Source organism: Dyadobacter diqingensis (assembly GCF_024220585.1).
Classification (GTDB): domain Bacteria; phylum Bacteroidota; class Bacteroidia; order Cytophagales; family Spirosomataceae; genus Dyadobacter; species Dyadobacter diqingensis.
In genome coordinates this window covers 141,019-158,199 of record NZ_JAMXKF010000010.1, presented here as the reverse complement: position 1 = coordinate 158,199, position 17,181 = coordinate 141,019, and the positions used below count along the sequence as shown (strand labels likewise).

Genomic DNA, 17,181 nt, shown 5'->3' with positions numbered 1-17,181 from the left:
ATGGCCAGAATTGATTTAGATCGCTTATTTGCCATCGATGGCGGCGAAAGTTACATTATCAAATATTACCCTGACGCGCGTGAAAGTTTTACCCACCACCTCAGAAAATTTAAAACACGTACCGAAAACACTGCCAGCGCCAGTCTTAAGAAAATAAATGGCGAATGGGGCGTTACCGATTTCGGCAGCGAGCAAAAGTGGCGCAATGCGATTATGATAGCTATGCTCGAGGAAGGTTGGGACTATGGCCAGGCTCTCCGGGACGTTTGCGCTTTTTACGATTACCAGGATGGAGCTGTGAATTTTGCGGCAAAACCGAGATACGAAGAGCGGCCGGCGAAACCTGATGAGCAAGAAGGCGCTTCGACGGTAGTCCCGAAAGAATTGACGATCATTGAAATCCGGACGATCCTGACGGACAACGCCTGGTACAACCTGGGTAATACAGAAGAAAGTCGCAAGGAAAAAGCACTATCGTTGTTTTCGTTATATCATTTGAAAAGCCTGGAATACTATACCAACGTGTTCCAGGGAAAACACCTTACCACGTACAGCACGGATGAATATCCGATTTTCTATTTTGACGAAGGCGACTTTGGCAAAATCTACCGACCGAAGGCAGCTCACGACAAGCGCTTCCGATATGTAGGCAAAAAACCGGCTCATTTTGTGCATGGACTTGCGCAGCACCAGGCGTTTGTAAAAGAGCTGAAAAAGGATAGATACAATGCCGAAGCTGAGCCGGTTAACGAGGAGTTTCAACAGTCTCCGGAGGAAGTCGCCAAAGAGATCGACCGGATGAACGTAAAACTCCCGGAGATAATCGCATGCTCTGGCGGATCCGATGCCATTAACACAGCTGCGCTTGGTTACAGGGTGATCTGGATGAACAGCGAGTCTGAAAGTCTATCCGGAGAAGACATGTCGGCCATCCTTAAAATTGCCGAGAAAATTTACAACCTCCCGGATATCGACAAGACTGGTAAACAAACCGGTCATGCCTTGGCCAATAAGTATTTGAATTTGTTGACGATCTGGCTTCCGGAGAAAATCTTACGTGTTGATAAGGAAACCGGTAAAGCCACGGCAAAGGACATGCGTGATTACCTGAAGACGCATAATAAAAAGGATTTTGAACGTCTGATGGGTACTGCCCTTCCCTATCGCTTTTGGGATTCTGAGTATAGCTACGACGACAACGGTAAAATGAAGATGAAGTTTGGCCGACCGCTGATCCAGTACAAGTTTAACCACGTACAGGCCTATAACTTTTTATACATGTCAGGGTTTGCCCGCTTCAAATCGGAGCGTGATAAAGAGGGCTTTTTCTATGTAAGAGTAGAAGGCAATGTGGTCCGGAAGATCGATGCGCAGGAAATTAAAGGATACTTGCACAGCTTCTTGAAGGAGCGTTGGCAATACGATGACAACGTAACGCAGGATCTTTTAAACTCGATGTTTAGCACCAATCAACTGAGCATTTCCAACCTGGCCAACCTGCCGCTCCTTGACCTGGACTTTCAGTCGAGCGGCCCTGAGCACCAGTATTTGTTTTTTCCAAACTGCACCTGGAAGGTAACCAAAGATGGTATTGACGAATCGAAGGGGATCAACACAAATAAATATGTCTGGGAGGATAAAGTAATCACTTACCCGGTGAAGGATAGTAACCTGCCCAGGATTAAGAAGACCGACAGCATGTTTAAGATCAGCCGGGATCCGGAAGGAGCTTTGGATATTGAGATTACGAATAAGGATTGTATGTTCTTCCGCTTCCTGATCAACACGGCCAGGGTGCACTGGCGGAAAGAACTGGAAGACCGGCAGGCCCTGTGGATGACACACGACACGCCAAAAAAACGCGAAACCTATATAAAGGACTTTGCTCTTACAGAAGAAGAAACAACCAGGTTCTTTGCAACGCGGAGCATTGAGGAACAGGACAAATACAAGGAGGATCATAAATTCGACATTGCCGGCCCCCTATTGACTGAGCAGGAGAAAAAGGAACAAAAACAGCATTTACTAAACCGGATCTATACGATCGGGTATATGATGCACCGGTATAAGGATCCTTCGCGCGCCTGGTGCGTCTGGGCTATGGATAACAAGCTGTCTGAATCCCTGGGCGACGATGCGAAAAGTAACGGCGGATCTGGCAAATCTTTAACCGGTAAGGTGCTTAAATGGATATGGCGGTACAATGTGTCATTCTCCGGAAGAAATCCGCTGCTGACGAAAAACCCGCACATATATGACAAGGTAACCAGGCATACCGACATGATCATTGTGGATGACTGTTACGAGTTTCTGGATTTCGGCTTTTTCTACGGAGATATCACCGGTGATATGAACCCCAACCCGAAACAAACGCAGTCTTACTCCATCGCCTTCGACGAAAGTCCGAAGTTTTGGTTTGACAGCAATTTCGGGGACCGCGACTTTTCAGAATCGACCCAGCGTAGGAAACTGGTAACATCATTTTCGGATTACTATCATGAAAATAACGGGGCCTACCTGGAAACGAGGCAGCCTACGGATGACTTTGATGGGAAGCGCCTGTTTTATGATTTCGGTCCGCAGGACTGGAATAACCTGTACAATTTCCTGGCCTGGTGCCTTCACTTTTATTTATCGTGTCCGGAGAAGGTAAAACCGCCGATGAATAACATCCAGAAAAGGAACCTACTGTCATCGATGGGTAACAGATTCTTTGAGTGGGCGGAAGTATACTTTGGGGTGGAAAGCAAACGTCTGGATAAAATTATCAGTAAGCGGGTGGCAAAGGATGACTACACCAACTCGGAAAAGATCCGCGACCTGAGCACACAGAAGTTCACGGACTACTGCAAGAAATATGCTGCTTACCACGGCTACGAGTTTAACCCGGCTGAGTACCTGAATACTCAGGGCAGGATTCTAAGAGAAATTGACGGTGTGAGAGAAGAAGGGATCTTCTTCGGCACCAAGAAAATTGATCCGGAACCGGCCGCAGCACCCGGACCAGGAAAACCACCGGTGACCAATCCGACTTTGTTCCCCGGAACCCCTCAGGACGATGAAATGCCTTTTTAATTTTTATATCATTTGTACTTAAAATCCTCAAAAACAATGGAAAACAAAACAATTCCAAGCCCATACTTTCCGAAAACTCAAATTTTCGTTGGACCGCAAAGTTCAGGTAAAAAAGCGGCTGCACTGCTTATTGGTTCAGATAAAAAGGTGGTCAACATGCCCTGGTATAAAAAACTCGGAGAAGATCCTTACACGTTCCATAAAGTTGAAAAAGATACCGATTTGATAATTATTGAAAATGTGCCACTTAAAAAATTGGAAGAAACCCTCATGCATTTAATGAATACTGATATTCAAATTAATAGACAATCCCGGAATTCATTTGTAATGCGCCGTCCGCATACAATTCTTATATGCGATTCCGAGGGATATAGCTGGGACGACGGGAATCAGCGGTTCCGGGGATCGCTCATGAGACGATTCGAAATTGTACAGTTTCCACAGATAGATAAACAACTTTTAAATCAATGAAAAGAAATAAAGTTATTAAACGTAATAATCTCCCTACAAACCTTCCTTTTGGCGGATCTGCTCTCTGGTTTACCGTTTTGCACTATTGGAAAGCTCCGGAATGGTTATGGGGAGCATTCGGCCTAACCTTTCTGGTAATTTGGGGAACTGCAATTTGGGCTAGGTACAACGAGGAAAAAATTGATTTACTAAACAACGATTCAGAATAATGAAAATTCAGGAAGCACAAGTCAGAGAATGGTTAGATCAGGTTACGGCCGGCGAAATATCATTCAGCAGAATGGTGGAGTTGATTAACGAAGCCGGGAAGTTAATGGAAGACAAAGCGGCAAAGTGGGATGCCCTTGAAGAAAGGATTGGCAAGTTTTATGAAAGCGATGAAGACGACGAGCCAGAGGGGGATCTGTGCGATATCGGAGAAATAGCGGCTAGTGCATTTGGGTATTTATAGATATTCACCTTAACAGATTCGAACCTATGGAAAAGAATAATTTAACAGGTATATGCGGTAAATGCGGCAGTGATGACGAAGTGACGGAAGTTTTCATTGATGACGAAAGTCAAGGCGAGGCTTGTATTAAATGTTGTGAAGAAGAAGGCTATTGTTTTGGTTGCGGCCAGTATTCTGGTGGTTTTGATGAATACGAGTTTTCTGATATTGGACCTTATTGTGAGCAGTGCCAAGAGCAAATTAAAGACGCATTCGGCGACGAAGAAGACTAAAATATCACAACTCTTTAACAGATTTAAACCTATGGATTCTATTGAACACATGAAGGCTATGCCCCAAGAGATACGCAAACAATACATCCGATATGAGGGATGGAATCCATACTGTTTGATGTGCAATTATGGAGATAGGATGAAGCCTACCGTTTTCGGTTGGCAGTGTCCAAAATGTAAAAATATGATCGGTCACCATTTAGAAAGATTGATAGAATCTCCTTTAAATCAACCAGGTTATCACGTTACGGGAATGTATCCACTTTCACCACTTTAACAGATTCAAACCAATAATACAGTTAACATTATGCCCAAAGACAACTTAATTTACCTGAGCAGAATTTCAGCGTCTTATGCTGTAAAAAACAAATTCGAAATAGCGGTTCGAGATCTTGTTAAAAAGTATGACCGGCTACTGGTAGAAAGCCCAGACATCTTCGCATACGAACTAACGAGTGAAATTGAGGCACTGCACAAAAAACATCCAAGATGTTCAGCTCTGCCGGTGAAAACCGACAATCGGAGAAGAGATGGCCAGGATATCTTTATTCAAATTGGCGGGATCATACATTTCCATCTTCACGTAATCAATGGCCGTTTTGGAACTGCCGGCATTCAACCTTTTATCAGCTTTGAAAAAGGAGGAGCTGCGCAAAATCTTCATCTATAAAAATGAAAACAAAAGAAATGCCCGAAATTTCTCTACTGCGAGAAAAAAGCCTCTGGCTTGATGTGAAGGGCCGGCTGATCATGGTTTATCAGCGCCGGCACCAGGGCGGCGGAGCGGATTACCGGTGTGTAAATGTCGATATCCTTTTGCTGGGTAAACTGACAATTATGACCCGGCCCTATGACGAGCTCGTCGCGCTGATCAGAGCCGGCAAGATGAAATATAGCGGCGAATTGAAAGCAGAATCTTAACCAATACCAACTTAATTTTTCAACAACCATTATCCTGGCCACCAAGCCTGGGCAGGACTTCTTTTTAATTTTTAATCAAATAAGTTTTATGAAAACAATCAAAGTAACAGTAGAAATTGATCTGAGCGACGAGTCTGATACCATAAAAGTCAAGTCAAATTTACCCGGCGACGGAAATGCCGGCGTAATAGCTATTCAACTTAAAAACCTCTCCGATGGGCTACTTGATGCAATTCAGAAAAAAGTCGACAGAGCTTACCCGAGCAGTAGCAAGGAAGAAAAAATGGAAGTAATAAAAACGTTAACCATTAAAGACCTAGCCAAATGAATCAGTTTAATTTAGAAAATCAATACCAGTCATATCTTCAACGTGTAGGGCTTAGCGAACAGTCGATGGATGCTGTTCAACAAATTGAAACGAAACGGGCTTTCATGGGTACCTGTGGCCAGATACTGGTTCTTTTAAGTGAGGGAATGGATGGTGTTTCCGAAAATGCCGGTTTAATTCTCCTTGCTAGTTTGTTTGACCAGGTGGAAGCTTTCTGGAAAAAAGAAGATAGCAGATCATCGACGCAAGAAATTATTATCATCGATGATCAAGGCACTATCAATTGTGAGACCCTGTTTGAAAAAATAAAGGATCTTCCGAAAGGATAAAAAGGTCCAATTCAGTTTGAGGCTTCTGTTTGATTATTTCTTGAATTTTATGGAAGCCTCCTACTGTCTTCGGAGTAAGAAAATCAGCGAAATGATCAAAGTTTGACTGTAAATCAATCTGGTAATCGATAAACGCCATTCTTGCATTTTGCATCGATCTATCGGTTTGAAAAATGACGACATACCTACCAACGTGATATATCGCGGTAGGTAATAATACCCCAGCTGGAACCTGAGACAGAACCCCTTCAATTGTCTGCTTAACAACCGATAAGTTGTGTTTGATCCTGGTTAGGTTTGTGGTCCAGCCACCGATTTGATTTTCTTCAATTTTATCAACAAATAATCTTGCAGGCATAAATGAGCGAATTAAAATCTCTGAGTTCCATTAATTAAACATATCTGTAAACATAACATGACAAAAGCAATAATTGAAGTATCCGGAAACGTTGAGCTCTTCTTCGATGAAAATTCAAAGGAATTCCAGGAAGCCTTTGAATCCTACAAAGACTGCATCAATAATACTGCTACCGTGGATGATATGTTAAAGCATGTTGCTCACAATATAATCCGGTTCGGAGACGAACGGATGGTGGAAGGGGTCGGTTATATTGGCCTTGATGGAAGAAACCCCAACAAGCTCAATTACAGCGGCATAACCGTCGATTCTATGTATGACAATTTTGATCTGGACGTAATCGACAAGACGGAAGAATAATAGAAGGTTAAAAAATTCACTTTAAAGTAAAATCAATATGAAAATCGAAGAAGCATTTAAATTAAATCATATTGTCGTGGACGGTAAAGATCACCTTACTATTTCACCGGACAAACACTCAGAGGGCTATCACCCGACGACCATGGAGATATCTCCTGAACAATTTGACTTACTAAAACGGCAAATCAATTCCGGCGTTGCATTTAAAATAATGCAACAGGTGAATGAGGGAAAAATTGAACTAACATTTTCGGCAGATAAAATTGATATCAAGGTCGATTACAATTATCAGACAATAGAAATAAGCCAGGAGCAGTGGGATGAGCTTCGCTACACTTTCATGACCGGCATTAATGATGCCAAAGGGCTTACTAAACTTTGCTACTTGCAATAACTATGAAAACAACCGACCAAGAAATTGAAAACGCTCTATTGGGCGATGCAGAAATGCTCGACAAAGTGCCTGACATTATAGAGCCGTGGGATCCGGATGAAGACCGGAAAAACGATCCGGAGCACGAGTACATGCGTAGCCTGCTTTACGATGCCAGGCGCTGGAAAAAGTTCGGCCATCCCGAATTTGAGAAACGGGTGCTGATTGTACTAAAAGATTTTCTTCATGAACATATTCAAATGCTTTAAAATGGAAAAATTAACACAAGAAGATATCAGGAAGATCTCACTGTATATTCCGTTTAGGGTACGGTTCGGAGCTATGTTAAACCCTCAGGGAATGTGGGAGCGGTTCTACCCTGCTGGCCAGATTGGTTCGACTATTATCCAGTCTTACGATAAAAAATGGAATAGTGTAGAAAACTGTTCCGATATCAGCAACTCAAAAAATGACGACCGGCCAATCCTTTATAAGCTGGAAGACATGACTGATGATCAATTAAAAGAAATTGAAAAACGGTTCGACATTCAGTCCGGCTTTTTTAATAAAGATAGCATGGTCCAGCTTATGCAGAGAGTTGTGAGCCTTGACGTTTTCTTGTACGCATTATCAGAGCACTTGGATCTGTTTGGGCTGATCAGCGCAGGCAAAGCAATTGATGGCAACACTTTACGATAGTACTCTTAAAAAAACACAAAATTCCTTATCTCAGGGCAGCCGTTTTTGGCTGCCCTTTTTTCGTTCCAAAGGGGGCCGCCGAACCTTCCCCTTTCCCCCTTTACCAAAAGCCTCATAATTTTTGTAATTTCTTATCATTATTAGTTATTATATCTTAAAGTGTTGAAAATTAAAGATATAAAAGATAATAAGTTTCTTATCAAAGGGATAAGAAATTACAAAATGTAAAATGGGTTTGTATAGCTTTTGGTTTTCGGAAGCTACCAGTATAAAACTTTGTACTGAGCTGTACAAAATCAAAACATGGTTTTTACAGTGTAACCTTTTGAGTATCACCGCTCGGATAAGAAGATAAGAAATTACAAAAAAAATGTGGGGTCAGACTTGGTCAGCATTCGGGAAAGAGGAAAGTTACTGACTGAAAATGTAGGAAAGGAGGCGGAAAATTCGTAATTTACTTGTTAAAAAAGTGCAAATAAATTCTAACTGAGAGACTGTTTATGAGCAGAATTATTGAGGTCAAATTTACGGATAGAAGGGACAAAGTAGTCCATATTACAAATTTAAATTTCATTCCCTCATTTCAACGGGGCGATAAAGTGACATTGACTCATACGAACGCTTCTACTCCCGATGCACGACCGTTGGCAAAACTGACAGAGTATATTATTTTGAAGGTCCATCATAAACTTTTTAATTGGGTTGCTCCTCATGACGAAGGACTAGATTATTCTCTTGTAATTCAGGTGATGCCAGCCGATGAAAGAATTTAAAAGCCTTGCTTGCTGATGGGATCAATTATACAGAAACTTGCTGACGAGATTGAACTACATGGATCATATGAGAATTACTGCGCCTGGTGGGATAACCAGGAAAACTCAGTCATTATTCATGAAATTGAAACGGAGCCTGATTGGGAAATAGAAATCTCCAAAAAATCGGTTCTGATTGCAGACTTAGTTATAAAACCTTAAAATGAAGTACCTTAAAATAATACTGGCAGTGATATGGACCGTGTTTAACATATGGCTGTATTATTTGATGACACACCTGGAAATTATTCCGGACGAATTTAATGGCTTAAAAAATGCCTATTTTCATATAATCCGGATTTTATTAACCACAAGCGTAATCATGATGTTACTGGTTGCGATCGGCTTTGTTAAAATGGTCGACAAATAAAAAATTCAAAACTTTGCAATATATTGCCTGCTTAACTAACACATTATTTAAACATGGAAGAAAAAAATCCAATAGACAAGGCAATGGATGCAGTAGCAGATCCGGTAATTCAATTTGCACAACATTATATTCTCCCATTTGCGTTATTAATAGCCCTAGCCGTTATTTTACGATTCGTTTATAAACGATTTTTCTAAAAATATATACCCCGGCAGTTCTGGATTCTGGATCATAGATAATCTTGGGAATTGAAATTTGGTAACCAGTAGGCATCGAAAAGATAGCAACTCCCCAAGGTGGGGCTATCTAAACAAAAAACACCCTGCCAGCAAAACCGGCAGGGTGTTTAATTTTTCAAACAACATATTAAGCAGCTTTCGCAGACTTAACATGGTACGGTACTGCCTTGATCAGGCGTGTATTGTTGAATTCTTCAATGACTCGAACATTCTCGCTCGGAATTATACCCCGATTAATCCAGTTTGTTACGGTTTCAGTGTTCTTGATATCAAAACGTTTACAATACTCTTTAATCGTAAGCCATTCAGTCAGGTCAACTACTTCGCCCTGACTAACCAGGTAAGCCTGGGCATTTTTAATCATTTGGTCAGTGTCGGCCATAAGTGCTTTTAACCTGGCTTTAAATTCTTCTTTCGTTTCCATAAATTATAAAGTTTATGGAGGGCTTTCACCCTCCTTTGGTTAATTTTTATCTTTTTTTTCCAGGGCTTCGATGACTGTTGTCAGAAGGTTTATCTGATCTAAAAGCATGTCTATTTCTTCCTGGGACATCCATTCAGACCGGTCTCGCAATAGTTGCCTCAATGTTGCCCGGCGCATTCTTAAATTAAATAAATCCATGTATCATATGTTGTTTGAATAATCAAACTTACAAATCGTTTGGTTACAAAACAAACTAATTTAAGAGTATTTTGCTCCTATATAGGTGATATTTTCATGTCCTTCCATTCTCATTATATACTCCCGAAACTTGTAAAAAAAGTAATTCAGGAGTATGCAATTAATTATCAAAGAGGATAAACTTCAAAGGTATCGGGATCACGTCCAGGCCGGGACCAGTCTATCAGAAAAAGACAAAGAGCTTTTTGATCGGTATTTTTTCGCTTTTACAAATTTGCTGGACGGACTAAGCGAACGGAAGGCTGTTGAATTGCTTATGAACTGCCCGGCTCCGCTCGGCCAGCTCAGCCAGAGCCAAGCTTACAATGTCGTCAACGGTGCTCAGGAGATTTTCGGTGTACTGAATTTTTCCAGTTCAAAAAAAATGGCTCAGCGGTATATCTATGCTACCAGATTAGAAGAAATGGCCGGCAAGGTGGAAGAATTAGCCAGGACAATGGTGAACAATTCCACCAAATTATACTACGACGAAGATGGCAGGCCCGTCAGTGTTGCCGATCCGGCAGCCGAAAAGGAGGCGGCCGTAATGTTTGAAAAAGCATCTAACATCCTTATGAAGGCCGGTAAGATCAAGGGACTGACAGAAAAGGATAAGATTGAAAACCCCAACAAATTTAAAGTATCGCCAAACATTATTTTCACGGATGATTTGGATGCACTTGACCTTTTACGTGAAATAGAGGACGGAAGCTACGAGGATGTTACAGGAAACGGAAGAGAGACTGAGGAAGACCAGGCTGAGACAGCTGGCAAATAAAGCAAACATTGTTTTTACATCTACGAAACAGAAAATGTTCCTGAACAGCAGGGCCAAACGCAAAACGTTGTTGGCTGGCCGTGCATTTGGGAAAACCTACATTTTACTGGTTTGTATTGGGTACATCGCCAAGATGTTGCCCAGGGCGAAATTCTTTTTAGCCGGCCGGACCTTCAAGCAAATCCTTGATATCGTGCTGACCGATGCCTCGGATGCCTGGCACAATATGGGCTGGTTCGAGTACCATGAAAAGGTAAACCCTTTCGGTAACTACGTACTTTTCAAGGAACCGCCTCCTGACTGGCCACGAGCTTACAAGGCTCCGAAATCTTACGAGCGCTGTATCAGTTTTGATTCCGGATTTTGTCTTCAGCTACTGAGTTTCGAAAAGCCTGATTCTAACCGGGGGCACAATTTTGACGGGGGCTTCATTGATGAATCGGCTCTTTTCAAAACGGACTGGGTGCAAAAAATATTGATGGCTACTTTGTACCGGGCTAATTCCTGGCGCTTCAAAGATTCGTTTTTACATAACTCACTTTACGATTTCACCTCAAACCCCTGGACACAGGAGGGGCAATGGGTATACGGCACAGAGGAGCTGCAAAAGAAGGATCCGGATAAATATTTTTATTTAGAGGGGACCGCTTACGATAACCCAATCCTACATCCGCAGTTCGTTAAGAACCTGGAAGAAACTTTATCCCCCCTGGTTTTCAAGGTTGAAGTTTTAAACCAAAAGCTAGACAAATTACCGAACTGCTACTACCCTTCTTTTGAGGAGCAAAAACATTGCACCACGGACACCTTCCAGTACAATCAAAATGAGGATGGATATTGGCTGCCTACCTTCTCTGACTACGAGGTTAATAAGCCGCTGGAAATAAGCCTGGACTTTAATAATTACATCTGCTCGTCCATCATTTGTCAGGAAGGTGTAAAGACATTGAAGGTTATTAACAACATCTATGTCAAGCAAGCAAAGGATAAAAAGACCTTATCGCAGACATTAGCATTAGTCATACATGAACATTATGCTGATCATGTAAAGAAGGAGATCTTCATCTATGGTGATGCGTCCGGAGACAGTGACAGCGCCGGCTCTAATGATACGTTCTTTGTCCAGGTCGTTGATGAGTTGAAGGCAGCTGGCTGGAAGGTTAAACTACGTGTGTTAAAGTTCAACCCACAACATAAAGATCGATTCTCTTTGATTGATCGAATCCTATCTGAAAGTACAACCAACCTTCCTCGTATTCGAATCAATCAGAACACTTGTAAAGCATTGATCATCTCAATACAAAACTCTCCTATTCAATCAAACATGAAGAAGAACAAGTCAGCTGAAGGAACTTCGATGCAACAAGAATATGCAACGCACTTGTCTGATTGTTTCGATTACATCTTGTACTACAAGTACTCGAACGTCAAGCCAACCACCTCTTTGATCCGCGAGATCCGCTGGTTGTGAGGTGGACGTGGTGAGGTGGTCCAAAAAACCGACCGCCTTTCAGATATCCCGTTTTTTTTCATCCGGTAATTACCGAAAATGGAAAGGGTGCCGCAGTAGCAGGGGGAACATTGGAATATTAAAGCCTCCTGCTAACACTTTTCACTGACAACCTTCTCATTAACAGAAAGATGTTCAAAACAGAAATTGGAAGACTTTTTCTGTCCTTTTCACCCGAAAAACGGTGCATGATCTTTGATGCATGGAAACAATTTCGATAGACACATTCTGGCGGCTGCTTCATGATCCCGGTAACAGCGGATTTGCATTGAAGTACCGAAAGGTCGACGGGACCTTTGGCATCAAAAACAATTGCAGCAAATCCTCAAAGCGCTTCGAAGGAAAGAGCACGAAGGGAAAGCTACGCTACGATATCATTGAAAAAGGCTCTGTGCTTTTGGAAGACCGCGATGCCGATCACGCTTTCACATTGCGAAACCGGCTCATTATGTCCGTTAAACTGCCCAAATCAAGCGAGTGGCTGAGAATCATACACAAAAACTACTGAGGTAATGGTTAAGAGAATCGAGAATAATTTATACCACCTGTCTAAATCCAACAACATTGCGATCGTAACGCCCACGATCGATGTCATTACCAATCAGCCCACGCCCTATTCAAACTCTGGATCCTCGGATTTTGACTGGGTAAAATGGGGAGCCAACGACAACGAAGCGATGCAGCTGCTGCAACTCGTTTGGAATTCTCCTACAAAACCGCGTTTGATGGACCAGGCAAAGGAATTTATCCTGGGCGCTGACGTGAAGCTGATGTCTGTCGACATTAACGAGGAAGGCAAGGAAATCCGGAAACTTGTTAAAGACACTGTGCTTTCAAAGTGGTTCAGAAGAAAGCAGGTTTTCTCCAAATACTTGGAACTGGCAGCACTGAGCCTGGCCTTTGCCGAGATTGCCTTCGTCCGGTTTTCTATCCAGGATAACGGTGAAGTTTTACTGGAGACGATCCAGCCCAACAAGGTCCGTTTTCAAAAACCGGAAAAGGGAAAGCAGCTTGAACGTGTACTGATCAATCCCTACTTCGGCACAACCCGTGCAATCAGAAAAGCGGATACGGTTTCGGTCCCGATTTTCGACATCGAGAATCCAACGGCTTATCCGGAATCGGTGATGGTACTTAAAAAGTCCCAGATCGGATCCGACTTTTATACCCAAGGACTTTGGTGGGGAACCAAGACCTGGACAAAGGTTGACAACCTCACGCCTGAATACCACCTTTCTGGATTGATCAATGGCTACAACTTAAAACTGTTGATCGAGATCGATGAAAGCTACTTCCTAATGGAAGGTGAAGACCCTAACGACGAAGCCATCATGAAACTGGTGAATGATCGGAAAGATAAGTTCATGTCGAAAATGGACGACTATTTATCCGGAGTCAAAAACGCAGACAAAGCTCTGGTACTGATCGGGAACCTGATGGGCGATGCAGGCAAAGAACGCAAGCTGATCAAGGTCACGCCGATCGAAAACAAAATGACCGACGATGCCTACATGAACCTGATCAAACAAGCCGGCGTAAAACAGGCCCAGGGACACGGTATCCTCCCATCGCTTGCCGGTATAGCCGAAGGGGATAAACTTGGCGGCAGCGGCTCCGAATTAATGCACTCGGTGATGTTTCAGGTCCGCTACATGACACCGAGCTACCGCCGTCTTTTAAAACAAGGCCTGGACCAGGCGCTGGAAGCCATGGGTTATGACCTGGATGAAGTCTCTTTTCAATTTACAGATATCGAGATGACCACCCTGGACCAAAACCCAACCGGTAAACAGGCTGCAACATCTAACGCACAATAAATGAAATCACTGTTTTTATTTTTCATACAGCTGCTTCATTGGCTTGGCTATCAATCCGTCATCGTCGTGAAGTTTTCAGTTTTCTTTTTCATCTCCCCTATTACCGCCTACAGGTGTATCGGCCACGCCTGGAACCACAAATCGTTTCGGGCAGCCTGGTTTAAATTCACTTGGATCTGGGATGCGTACTGGGGTAAAATAAATTTATAATGACGCGACTCTCATCTGATATTGTCAGCCTGGAAGCCTATTTCGCCGACCTCGTTGAAAAGGATCCCGAAATCAACACGTATGTTTTGGAGATCGGTAATAATCCCTTCGAAATGGAGAGATTTGACGCAGAAGCTAAAACCGATGCATTTTCTTATCCGGCGATGGCGATGCTTATGCCCATGATCTCCGGAGACGATAACGGCATGCACGACTTTGAAGCCAGACAGGATCTGGCCTTTGCTTTCCTGTATACCACCGATGACACTGTCGCTTCAAAAATCGAGAAGTACAAACTTGCTCAGCTGGCCGCCTGGCGTTTTATTAAATACCTGCGCCGGGACAGCAAGGCCGGAATGTTCCGGATCGAAAAGCTCTCGTACAAAATCGCGCCCTTTGAATACGGTTCTGACAACTGCGTCGGTCAGTATGTGATCATCACCATCATTACAAACACTAACAGCCAGATCGGAGTATGAGCGAGCCGTTAAACTGGAATGATGATATCGACTATGACACGATCTGGTTTGTTGTCGGCCAGATTACAAACCAGATATCCGGACAAGGTCTGAAGGCGTTGCAGGAAAAACTGGAAGACGAAGGTTTGGAACTTACCGGGAAGCTAAAAAGCTCTCTTTTCCGTGAAGTGCGGCAAAACAACAATGCCTGGATGACCGAGGTGGCCATGCAGTTTGAAATGTACGGCCGTTTCAATGACCTGAAAACCATGACGTACACCAAACGCGCATCTGTCTGGGCTATGAAGGATTTTGCCGATAACATTTTGAACGGCACAGGAACAAACCGGGCCAAACATACACCCTTTACCGACCTTCAATTAAAAGGTCGACGCGGACCGGTGGAAAAAGAACAGGTCGCCTGGCGCATCGCCTGGGCTATTGCCAAGTCACGGATTAATCAGCCGATCGTCATGCGGAAGGGCAAAGGCTGGTATATCAAAAACTACATGCGCGAGTTTTACGGCGAAATTGAAATGAACATTCAGGCAGCCGCAGCAAAAGCCGTATTAAATACGGTCGCCAAAGCTTTAAAAGATCGATAATTTGGATCACCTGGTAGATATCAACTTCCGGAACAAAATTTTATACTGAATTATGATTGATTTTGAAAAAACAGGCCTTTCCTGGCTTGATGTCGATATGGTGCGTAATGAAGTGCAGCACATTGTACAGGCTGCGGATCCAGCTACTTATCCGGAACGTGCCGGCTTGCGCTATTATCTGGATGTTGAAGTTCCCGAATACCCACAGGCCTCCGAGTTTATTAAACTGATCCGCCTGGAAGGCCGCGAAAAACCCGCCAAAGTCAGCGATGGCGCTCAGATATTTGAAGGATGCACCTTCCGGATCGAATCAATGCTTTCCGGCAAAATGAACCTGGTCAAACCGGAAAAAAGTCAGGCGTACATGTCTGTCATCGCAAGCCTTACCACACCGTACCAGCTGCGTGAAATCATAGAGCCGGCTATCAAAAACCAGCTCCTTAACAGCCGCGTGGCCATGCGTGCCGGCCTGGCACTGCGTAATTTTGTTTCTTACGAGCATCGTTTCTTTTCCAGGTTCCAGCCTTCGGCCATGCAGTTTTTAACCTGGCAGCCCAAAGAAAAGCTGATCAGCCCGATTCAGGAGGAATATCTGTACTTCCTGATGAATATGTCGCCCTTGCCCGCTCAGATCAATCTGCGCGTACGTGTTACGTATTCTAACGGTGTGAGATCAGTATTTACCAAGAAATCCATCCAGGGTGTACTTTCCTTCCAGGTTGTTTGCTCACCGGTCGGACCGATTGCCCTGGGACTGACTGCTGCCGATATCGTAAAATACGAGGTATGGCTGTCAGACGAAAACCTTTTGCGCTTCACTCAGGTCCGGACATTTAATATTGACCGTAAAAAATACCCTTACCAGCGGTTTGTCCTGTTTTCTAACAGTTTCGGAGGTTTTGACACGCTCCGCTTGCTTGGAAAAAGCACGGAAGAAAGTGATGTAACAAAAAACACAGCGGTTAAAGAACGAGAGACCGGTAAAGGGCTTGACTACTCAGAGCTTGCCGTGATCTCCGTTCAGGAGAATTCGGGGGTTGAAGTATCTACGGGTTTCTTTGACAGAAATCAGGAAGTTTACCTGAATTACATGCGCGAGCTGATGCTTTCAGAATGCGTTTTGGAAGATACGCCCTGGGGATATGAAGCCTTAAACCTGATCAACGACAATATCAAATACCGCGACGATGATCCGGGGCTGATTGAACGATCTTTCCAGTTCAGAAGAACCTATTCGGATATTAATTTTAGCACGCTTGCCCCGGTTGCCGCCCTTCCCTCCCGCCCCACAGCCTGGCGCGGTGTTGGAAACGTTTATTTATTGGATGCTTACGGCAAGAGGACCGGACTGGTAAAACCGGCCGGCCTGCGCAAATACTTCACGGATAACGGATTCGACGTTGTACCGCTTACACAAAAACCCAACGTCGAAGGAGACAAAGATTACATTGCTCCGTCTCCGGATCCGGGCGTTATTAAAGGGTCTACCCCTTTTCCTAATGCTGCTATTACCAGGAAGGGAACATTTGTAAAAAGCAACTGTGCGGTCGGAGAAGACGGCATGGAGGCTGTGATCACAGTGCCAGCCGGGACTTTTGGCGGCGAAAAACTCGGATTAAGTGACGCACTCGCCGAAGCAGAATGGAAGCGGTTAAATACGCAGGACTACGCCAATACCTACGGCAGCTGTGCAGTAGCACAAAACTACGCCTGGAACGTGCCGGCCGGTAAATTTCATTATCGTTCCAATATGCCGGCAAAAATTGGCGTGTACCATCTTACTGAATCCGGAGCAGATAAAGGGAACATTCAGGCTCTTCAGGGACAAACAGCGCCCTACATTTTCCCGACCGGCAGCAACGATCTGGACTTTCCCGTTGAGAGCAACTGGTATTATTACATTTATGGCAACGCCGGCCAGACTATCAAAGTAGAAATCTATAAAAACGGTGTGCTGCACAAGAGCGAAACGATCGTATTTGCAAACACCGAAGCCGCCAACGCCTTTATGTTTGATGGCTCCCTGGGCATTTACACACCCGTTTCCACAGACCGCTTTTTAATCAAACTCACGATCTTATAAT

General features: G+C 43.7%; 25 protein-coding genes. 23 read left to right on the top strand and 2 right to left on the bottom strand.

Annotated elements, in window-relative coordinates:
- The 9 genes from M1L62_RS23945 (at position 1) to M1L62_RS23905 (ending at position 5,847) form a co-directional block, all read left to right on the top strand.
- Positions 1–3,075 carry a hypothetical protein gene (locus M1L62_RS23945; RefSeq protein WP_254562173.1) on the top strand — a complete coding sequence of 1,025 codons (3,075 nt, stop codon included), beginning with the start codon at positions 1–3 and terminating at the stop codon, positions 3,073–3,075.
- Positions 3,076–3,111: 36 nt separating this feature from the next.
- Positions 3,112–3,546, top strand: coding sequence for a hypothetical protein (locus tag M1L62_RS23940; protein WP_254562172.1), 435 nt, complete (start codon positions 3,112–3,114; stop codon positions 3,544–3,546).
- On the top strand, positions 3,543–3,755 hold the full coding sequence (locus M1L62_RS23935) for a hypothetical protein (protein ID WP_254562171.1): 213 nt from the start codon (positions 3,543–3,545) through the stop codon (positions 3,753–3,755). The genes M1L62_RS23940 and M1L62_RS23935 overlap by 4 nt, the downstream gene beginning before the upstream one ends.
- The gene (locus M1L62_RS23930) at positions 3,755–3,997 is read left to right on the top strand and encodes a hypothetical protein (RefSeq protein WP_254562170.1); all 243 of its coding nucleotides are present in this window, start codon (positions 3,755–3,757) and stop codon (positions 3,995–3,997) included. Before M1L62_RS23935 ends, M1L62_RS23930 begins: the two co-directional genes overlap by 1 nt.
- Before the next feature lie 26 nt (positions 3,998–4,023).
- The gene (locus M1L62_RS23925; protein ID WP_254562169.1) at positions 4,024–4,269 is read left to right on the top strand and encodes a hypothetical protein; all 246 of its coding nucleotides are present in this window, start codon (positions 4,024–4,026) and stop codon (positions 4,267–4,269) included.
- Between the two features lie 307 nt (positions 4,270–4,576).
- Positions 4,577–4,939 carry a hypothetical protein gene (locus M1L62_RS23920; RefSeq protein WP_254562168.1) on the top strand — a complete coding sequence of 121 codons (363 nt, stop codon included), beginning with the start codon at positions 4,577–4,579 and terminating at the stop codon, positions 4,937–4,939.
- A gap of 2 nt (positions 4,940–4,941) precedes the next feature.
- Complete coding sequence (locus M1L62_RS23915; RefSeq protein ID WP_254562167.1) at positions 4,942–5,190, top strand: hypothetical protein; 249 nt, start codon at positions 4,942–4,944, stop codon at positions 5,188–5,190.
- Positions 5,191–5,278: 88 nt separating this feature from the next.
- Positions 5,279–5,518, top strand: a complete 240-nt coding sequence (locus tag M1L62_RS23910) for a hypothetical protein (RefSeq protein WP_254562166.1) — start codon at positions 5,279–5,281, stop codon at positions 5,516–5,518.
- Entirely contained in the window at positions 5,515–5,847 is a 333-nt protein-coding gene (locus M1L62_RS23905; RefSeq protein ID WP_254562165.1) for a hypothetical protein, read from the top strand. Before M1L62_RS23910 ends, M1L62_RS23905 begins: the two co-directional genes overlap by 4 nt.
- On the opposite strand, the gene M1L62_RS23900 is transcribed toward M1L62_RS23905, so the two are convergent.
- Positions 5,798–6,205, bottom strand: coding sequence for a hypothetical protein (locus M1L62_RS23900; protein ID WP_254562164.1), 408 nt, complete (start codon positions 6,203–6,205; stop codon positions 5,798–5,800). The genes M1L62_RS23905 and M1L62_RS23900 overlap by 50 nt on opposite strands.
- Before the next feature lie 57 nt (positions 6,206–6,262).
- Between M1L62_RS23900 and M1L62_RS23895 the strand changes: the two genes are divergently transcribed.
- From M1L62_RS23895 to M1L62_RS23865, 7 genes are all read left to right on the top strand, one after another.
- Positions 6,263–6,565: a hypothetical protein gene (locus tag M1L62_RS23895; RefSeq protein ID WP_254562163.1), complete on the top strand. Its 303-nt coding sequence runs from the start codon at positions 6,263–6,265 to the stop codon at positions 6,563–6,565.
- Positions 6,566–6,602: 37 nt separating this feature from the next.
- Positions 6,603–6,959 carry a hypothetical protein gene (locus M1L62_RS23890; RefSeq protein ID WP_254562162.1) on the top strand — a complete coding sequence of 119 codons (357 nt, stop codon included), beginning with the start codon at positions 6,603–6,605 and terminating at the stop codon, positions 6,957–6,959.
- A gap of 2 nt (positions 6,960–6,961) precedes the next feature.
- Complete coding sequence (locus M1L62_RS23885) at positions 6,962–7,207, top strand: hypothetical protein (RefSeq protein ID WP_254562161.1); 246 nt, start codon at positions 6,962–6,964, stop codon at positions 7,205–7,207.
- A 1-nt stretch (position 7,208) separates the two neighbouring features.
- A complete protein-coding gene (locus tag M1L62_RS23880; RefSeq protein ID WP_254562160.1) occupies positions 7,209–7,637 on the top strand; it encodes a hypothetical protein in 429 nt (142 codons plus the stop codon).
- Between the two features lie 500 nt (positions 7,638–8,137).
- A complete protein-coding gene (locus M1L62_RS23875; protein ID WP_254562159.1) occupies positions 8,138–8,410 on the top strand; it encodes a hypothetical protein in 273 nt (90 codons plus the stop codon).
- Positions 8,411–8,425: 15 nt separating this feature from the next.
- A complete protein-coding gene (locus tag M1L62_RS23870) occupies positions 8,426–8,611 on the top strand; it encodes a hypothetical protein (RefSeq protein ID WP_254562158.1) in 186 nt (61 codons plus the stop codon).
- A gap of 1 nt (position 8,612) precedes the next feature.
- The gene (locus tag M1L62_RS23865; RefSeq protein ID WP_254562157.1) at positions 8,613–8,819 is read left to right on the top strand and encodes a hypothetical protein; all 207 of its coding nucleotides are present in this window, start codon (positions 8,613–8,615) and stop codon (positions 8,817–8,819) included.
- Positions 8,820–9,185: 366 nt separating this feature from the next.
- On the opposite strand, the gene M1L62_RS23860 is transcribed toward M1L62_RS23865, so the two are convergent.
- Complete coding sequence (locus M1L62_RS23860; RefSeq protein ID WP_254562156.1) at positions 9,186–9,482, bottom strand: hypothetical protein; 297 nt, start codon at positions 9,480–9,482, stop codon at positions 9,186–9,188.
- 352 nt (positions 9,483–9,834) lie between these two features.
- Between M1L62_RS23860 and M1L62_RS23855 the strand changes: the two genes are divergently transcribed.
- From M1L62_RS23855 to M1L62_RS23825, 7 genes are all read left to right on the top strand, one after another.
- Positions 9,835–10,497, top strand: a complete 663-nt coding sequence (locus M1L62_RS23855; protein WP_254562155.1) for a hypothetical protein — start codon at positions 9,835–9,837, stop codon at positions 10,495–10,497.
- On the top strand, positions 10,439–11,968 hold the full coding sequence (locus tag M1L62_RS23850; RefSeq protein ID WP_254562154.1) for a terminase large subunit domain-containing protein: 1,530 nt from the start codon (positions 10,439–10,441) through the stop codon (positions 11,966–11,968). Before M1L62_RS23855 ends, M1L62_RS23850 begins: the two co-directional genes overlap by 59 nt.
- Positions 11,969–12,209: 241 nt before the next feature.
- A complete protein-coding gene (locus M1L62_RS23845; protein ID WP_254562153.1) occupies positions 12,210–12,515 on the top strand; it encodes a hypothetical protein in 306 nt (101 codons plus the stop codon).
- Positions 12,516–12,519: 4 nt separating this feature from the next.
- Complete coding sequence (locus tag M1L62_RS23840) at positions 12,520–13,824, top strand: hypothetical protein (RefSeq protein ID WP_254562152.1); 1,305 nt, start codon at positions 12,520–12,522, stop codon at positions 13,822–13,824.
- Positions 13,825–14,033: 209 nt separating this feature from the next.
- Positions 14,034–14,513 carry a hypothetical protein gene (locus M1L62_RS23835; protein WP_254562151.1) on the top strand — a complete coding sequence of 160 codons (480 nt, stop codon included), beginning with the start codon at positions 14,034–14,036 and terminating at the stop codon, positions 14,511–14,513.
- A complete protein-coding gene (locus M1L62_RS23830; RefSeq protein ID WP_254562150.1) occupies positions 14,510–15,097 on the top strand; it encodes a hypothetical protein in 588 nt (195 codons plus the stop codon). Before M1L62_RS23835 ends, M1L62_RS23830 begins: the two co-directional genes overlap by 4 nt.
- Before the next feature lie 52 nt (positions 15,098–15,149).
- Positions 15,150–17,180 carry a DUF5977 domain-containing protein gene (locus tag M1L62_RS23825; protein ID WP_254562149.1) on the top strand — a complete coding sequence of 677 codons (2,031 nt, stop codon included), beginning with the start codon at positions 15,150–15,152 and terminating at the stop codon, positions 17,178–17,180.
- The last annotated feature ends 1 nt before the right edge of the window (position 17,181 follow it).

What these genes read in the sequence shown, in the direction of transcription:
- M1L62_RS23945 (WP_254562173.1), top strand. Translation starts at nt 1, where the DNA reads ATGGCCAGAATTGATTTAGATCGCTTATTTGCCATCGATGGCGGCGAA.
- M1L62_RS23940 (WP_254562172.1), top strand. Translation starts at nt 3,112, where the DNA reads ATGGAAAACAAAACAATTCCAAGCCCATACTTTCCGAAAACTCAAATT.
- M1L62_RS23935 (WP_254562171.1), top strand. Translation starts at nt 3,543, where the DNA reads ATGAAAAGAAATAAAGTTATTAAACGTAATAATCTCCCTACAAACCTT.
- M1L62_RS23930 (WP_254562170.1), top strand. Translation starts at nt 3,755, where the DNA reads ATGAAAATTCAGGAAGCACAAGTCAGAGAATGGTTAGATCAGGTTACG.
- M1L62_RS23925 (WP_254562169.1), top strand. Translation starts at nt 4,024, where the DNA reads ATGGAAAAGAATAATTTAACAGGTATATGCGGTAAATGCGGCAGTGAT.
- M1L62_RS23920 (WP_254562168.1), top strand. Translation starts at nt 4,577, where the DNA reads ATGCCCAAAGACAACTTAATTTACCTGAGCAGAATTTCAGCGTCTTAT.
- M1L62_RS23915 (WP_254562167.1), top strand. Translation starts at nt 4,942, where the DNA reads ATGAAAACAAAAGAAATGCCCGAAATTTCTCTACTGCGAGAAAAAAGC.
- M1L62_RS23910 (WP_254562166.1), top strand. Translation starts at nt 5,279, where the DNA reads ATGAAAACAATCAAAGTAACAGTAGAAATTGATCTGAGCGACGAGTCT.
- M1L62_RS23905 (WP_254562165.1), top strand. Translation starts at nt 5,515, where the DNA reads ATGAATCAGTTTAATTTAGAAAATCAATACCAGTCATATCTTCAACGT.
- M1L62_RS23900 (WP_254562164.1), bottom strand. Translation starts at nt 6,205, where the DNA reads ATGCCTGCAAGATTATTTGTTGATAAAATTGAAGAAAATCAAATCGGT.
- M1L62_RS23895 (WP_254562163.1), top strand. Translation starts at nt 6,263, where the DNA reads ATGACAAAAGCAATAATTGAAGTATCCGGAAACGTTGAGCTCTTCTTC.
- M1L62_RS23890 (WP_254562162.1), top strand. Translation starts at nt 6,603, where the DNA reads ATGAAAATCGAAGAAGCATTTAAATTAAATCATATTGTCGTGGACGGT.
- M1L62_RS23885 (WP_254562161.1), top strand. Translation starts at nt 6,962, where the DNA reads ATGAAAACAACCGACCAAGAAATTGAAAACGCTCTATTGGGCGATGCA.
- M1L62_RS23880 (WP_254562160.1), top strand. Translation starts at nt 7,209, where the DNA reads ATGGAAAAATTAACACAAGAAGATATCAGGAAGATCTCACTGTATATT.
- M1L62_RS23875 (WP_254562159.1), top strand. Translation starts at nt 8,138, where the DNA reads ATGAGCAGAATTATTGAGGTCAAATTTACGGATAGAAGGGACAAAGTA.
- M1L62_RS23870 (WP_254562158.1), top strand. Translation starts at nt 8,426, where the DNA reads ATGGGATCAATTATACAGAAACTTGCTGACGAGATTGAACTACATGGA.
- M1L62_RS23865 (WP_254562157.1), top strand. Translation starts at nt 8,613, where the DNA reads ATGAAGTACCTTAAAATAATACTGGCAGTGATATGGACCGTGTTTAAC.
- M1L62_RS23860 (WP_254562156.1), bottom strand. Translation starts at nt 9,482, where the DNA reads ATGGAAACGAAAGAAGAATTTAAAGCCAGGTTAAAAGCACTTATGGCC.
- M1L62_RS23855 (WP_254562155.1), top strand. Translation starts at nt 9,835, where the DNA reads ATGCAATTAATTATCAAAGAGGATAAACTTCAAAGGTATCGGGATCAC.
- M1L62_RS23850 (WP_254562154.1), top strand. Translation starts at nt 10,439, where the DNA reads ATGTTACAGGAAACGGAAGAGAGACTGAGGAAGACCAGGCTGAGACAG.
- M1L62_RS23845 (WP_254562153.1), top strand. Translation starts at nt 12,210, where the DNA reads ATGGAAACAATTTCGATAGACACATTCTGGCGGCTGCTTCATGATCCC.
- M1L62_RS23840 (WP_254562152.1), top strand. Translation starts at nt 12,520, where the DNA reads ATGGTTAAGAGAATCGAGAATAATTTATACCACCTGTCTAAATCCAAC.
- M1L62_RS23835 (WP_254562151.1), top strand. Translation starts at nt 14,034, where the DNA reads ATGACGCGACTCTCATCTGATATTGTCAGCCTGGAAGCCTATTTCGCC.
- M1L62_RS23830 (WP_254562150.1), top strand. Translation starts at nt 14,510, where the DNA reads ATGAGCGAGCCGTTAAACTGGAATGATGATATCGACTATGACACGATC.
- M1L62_RS23825 (WP_254562149.1), top strand. Translation starts at nt 15,150, where the DNA reads ATGATTGATTTTGAAAAAACAGGCCTTTCCTGGCTTGATGTCGATATG.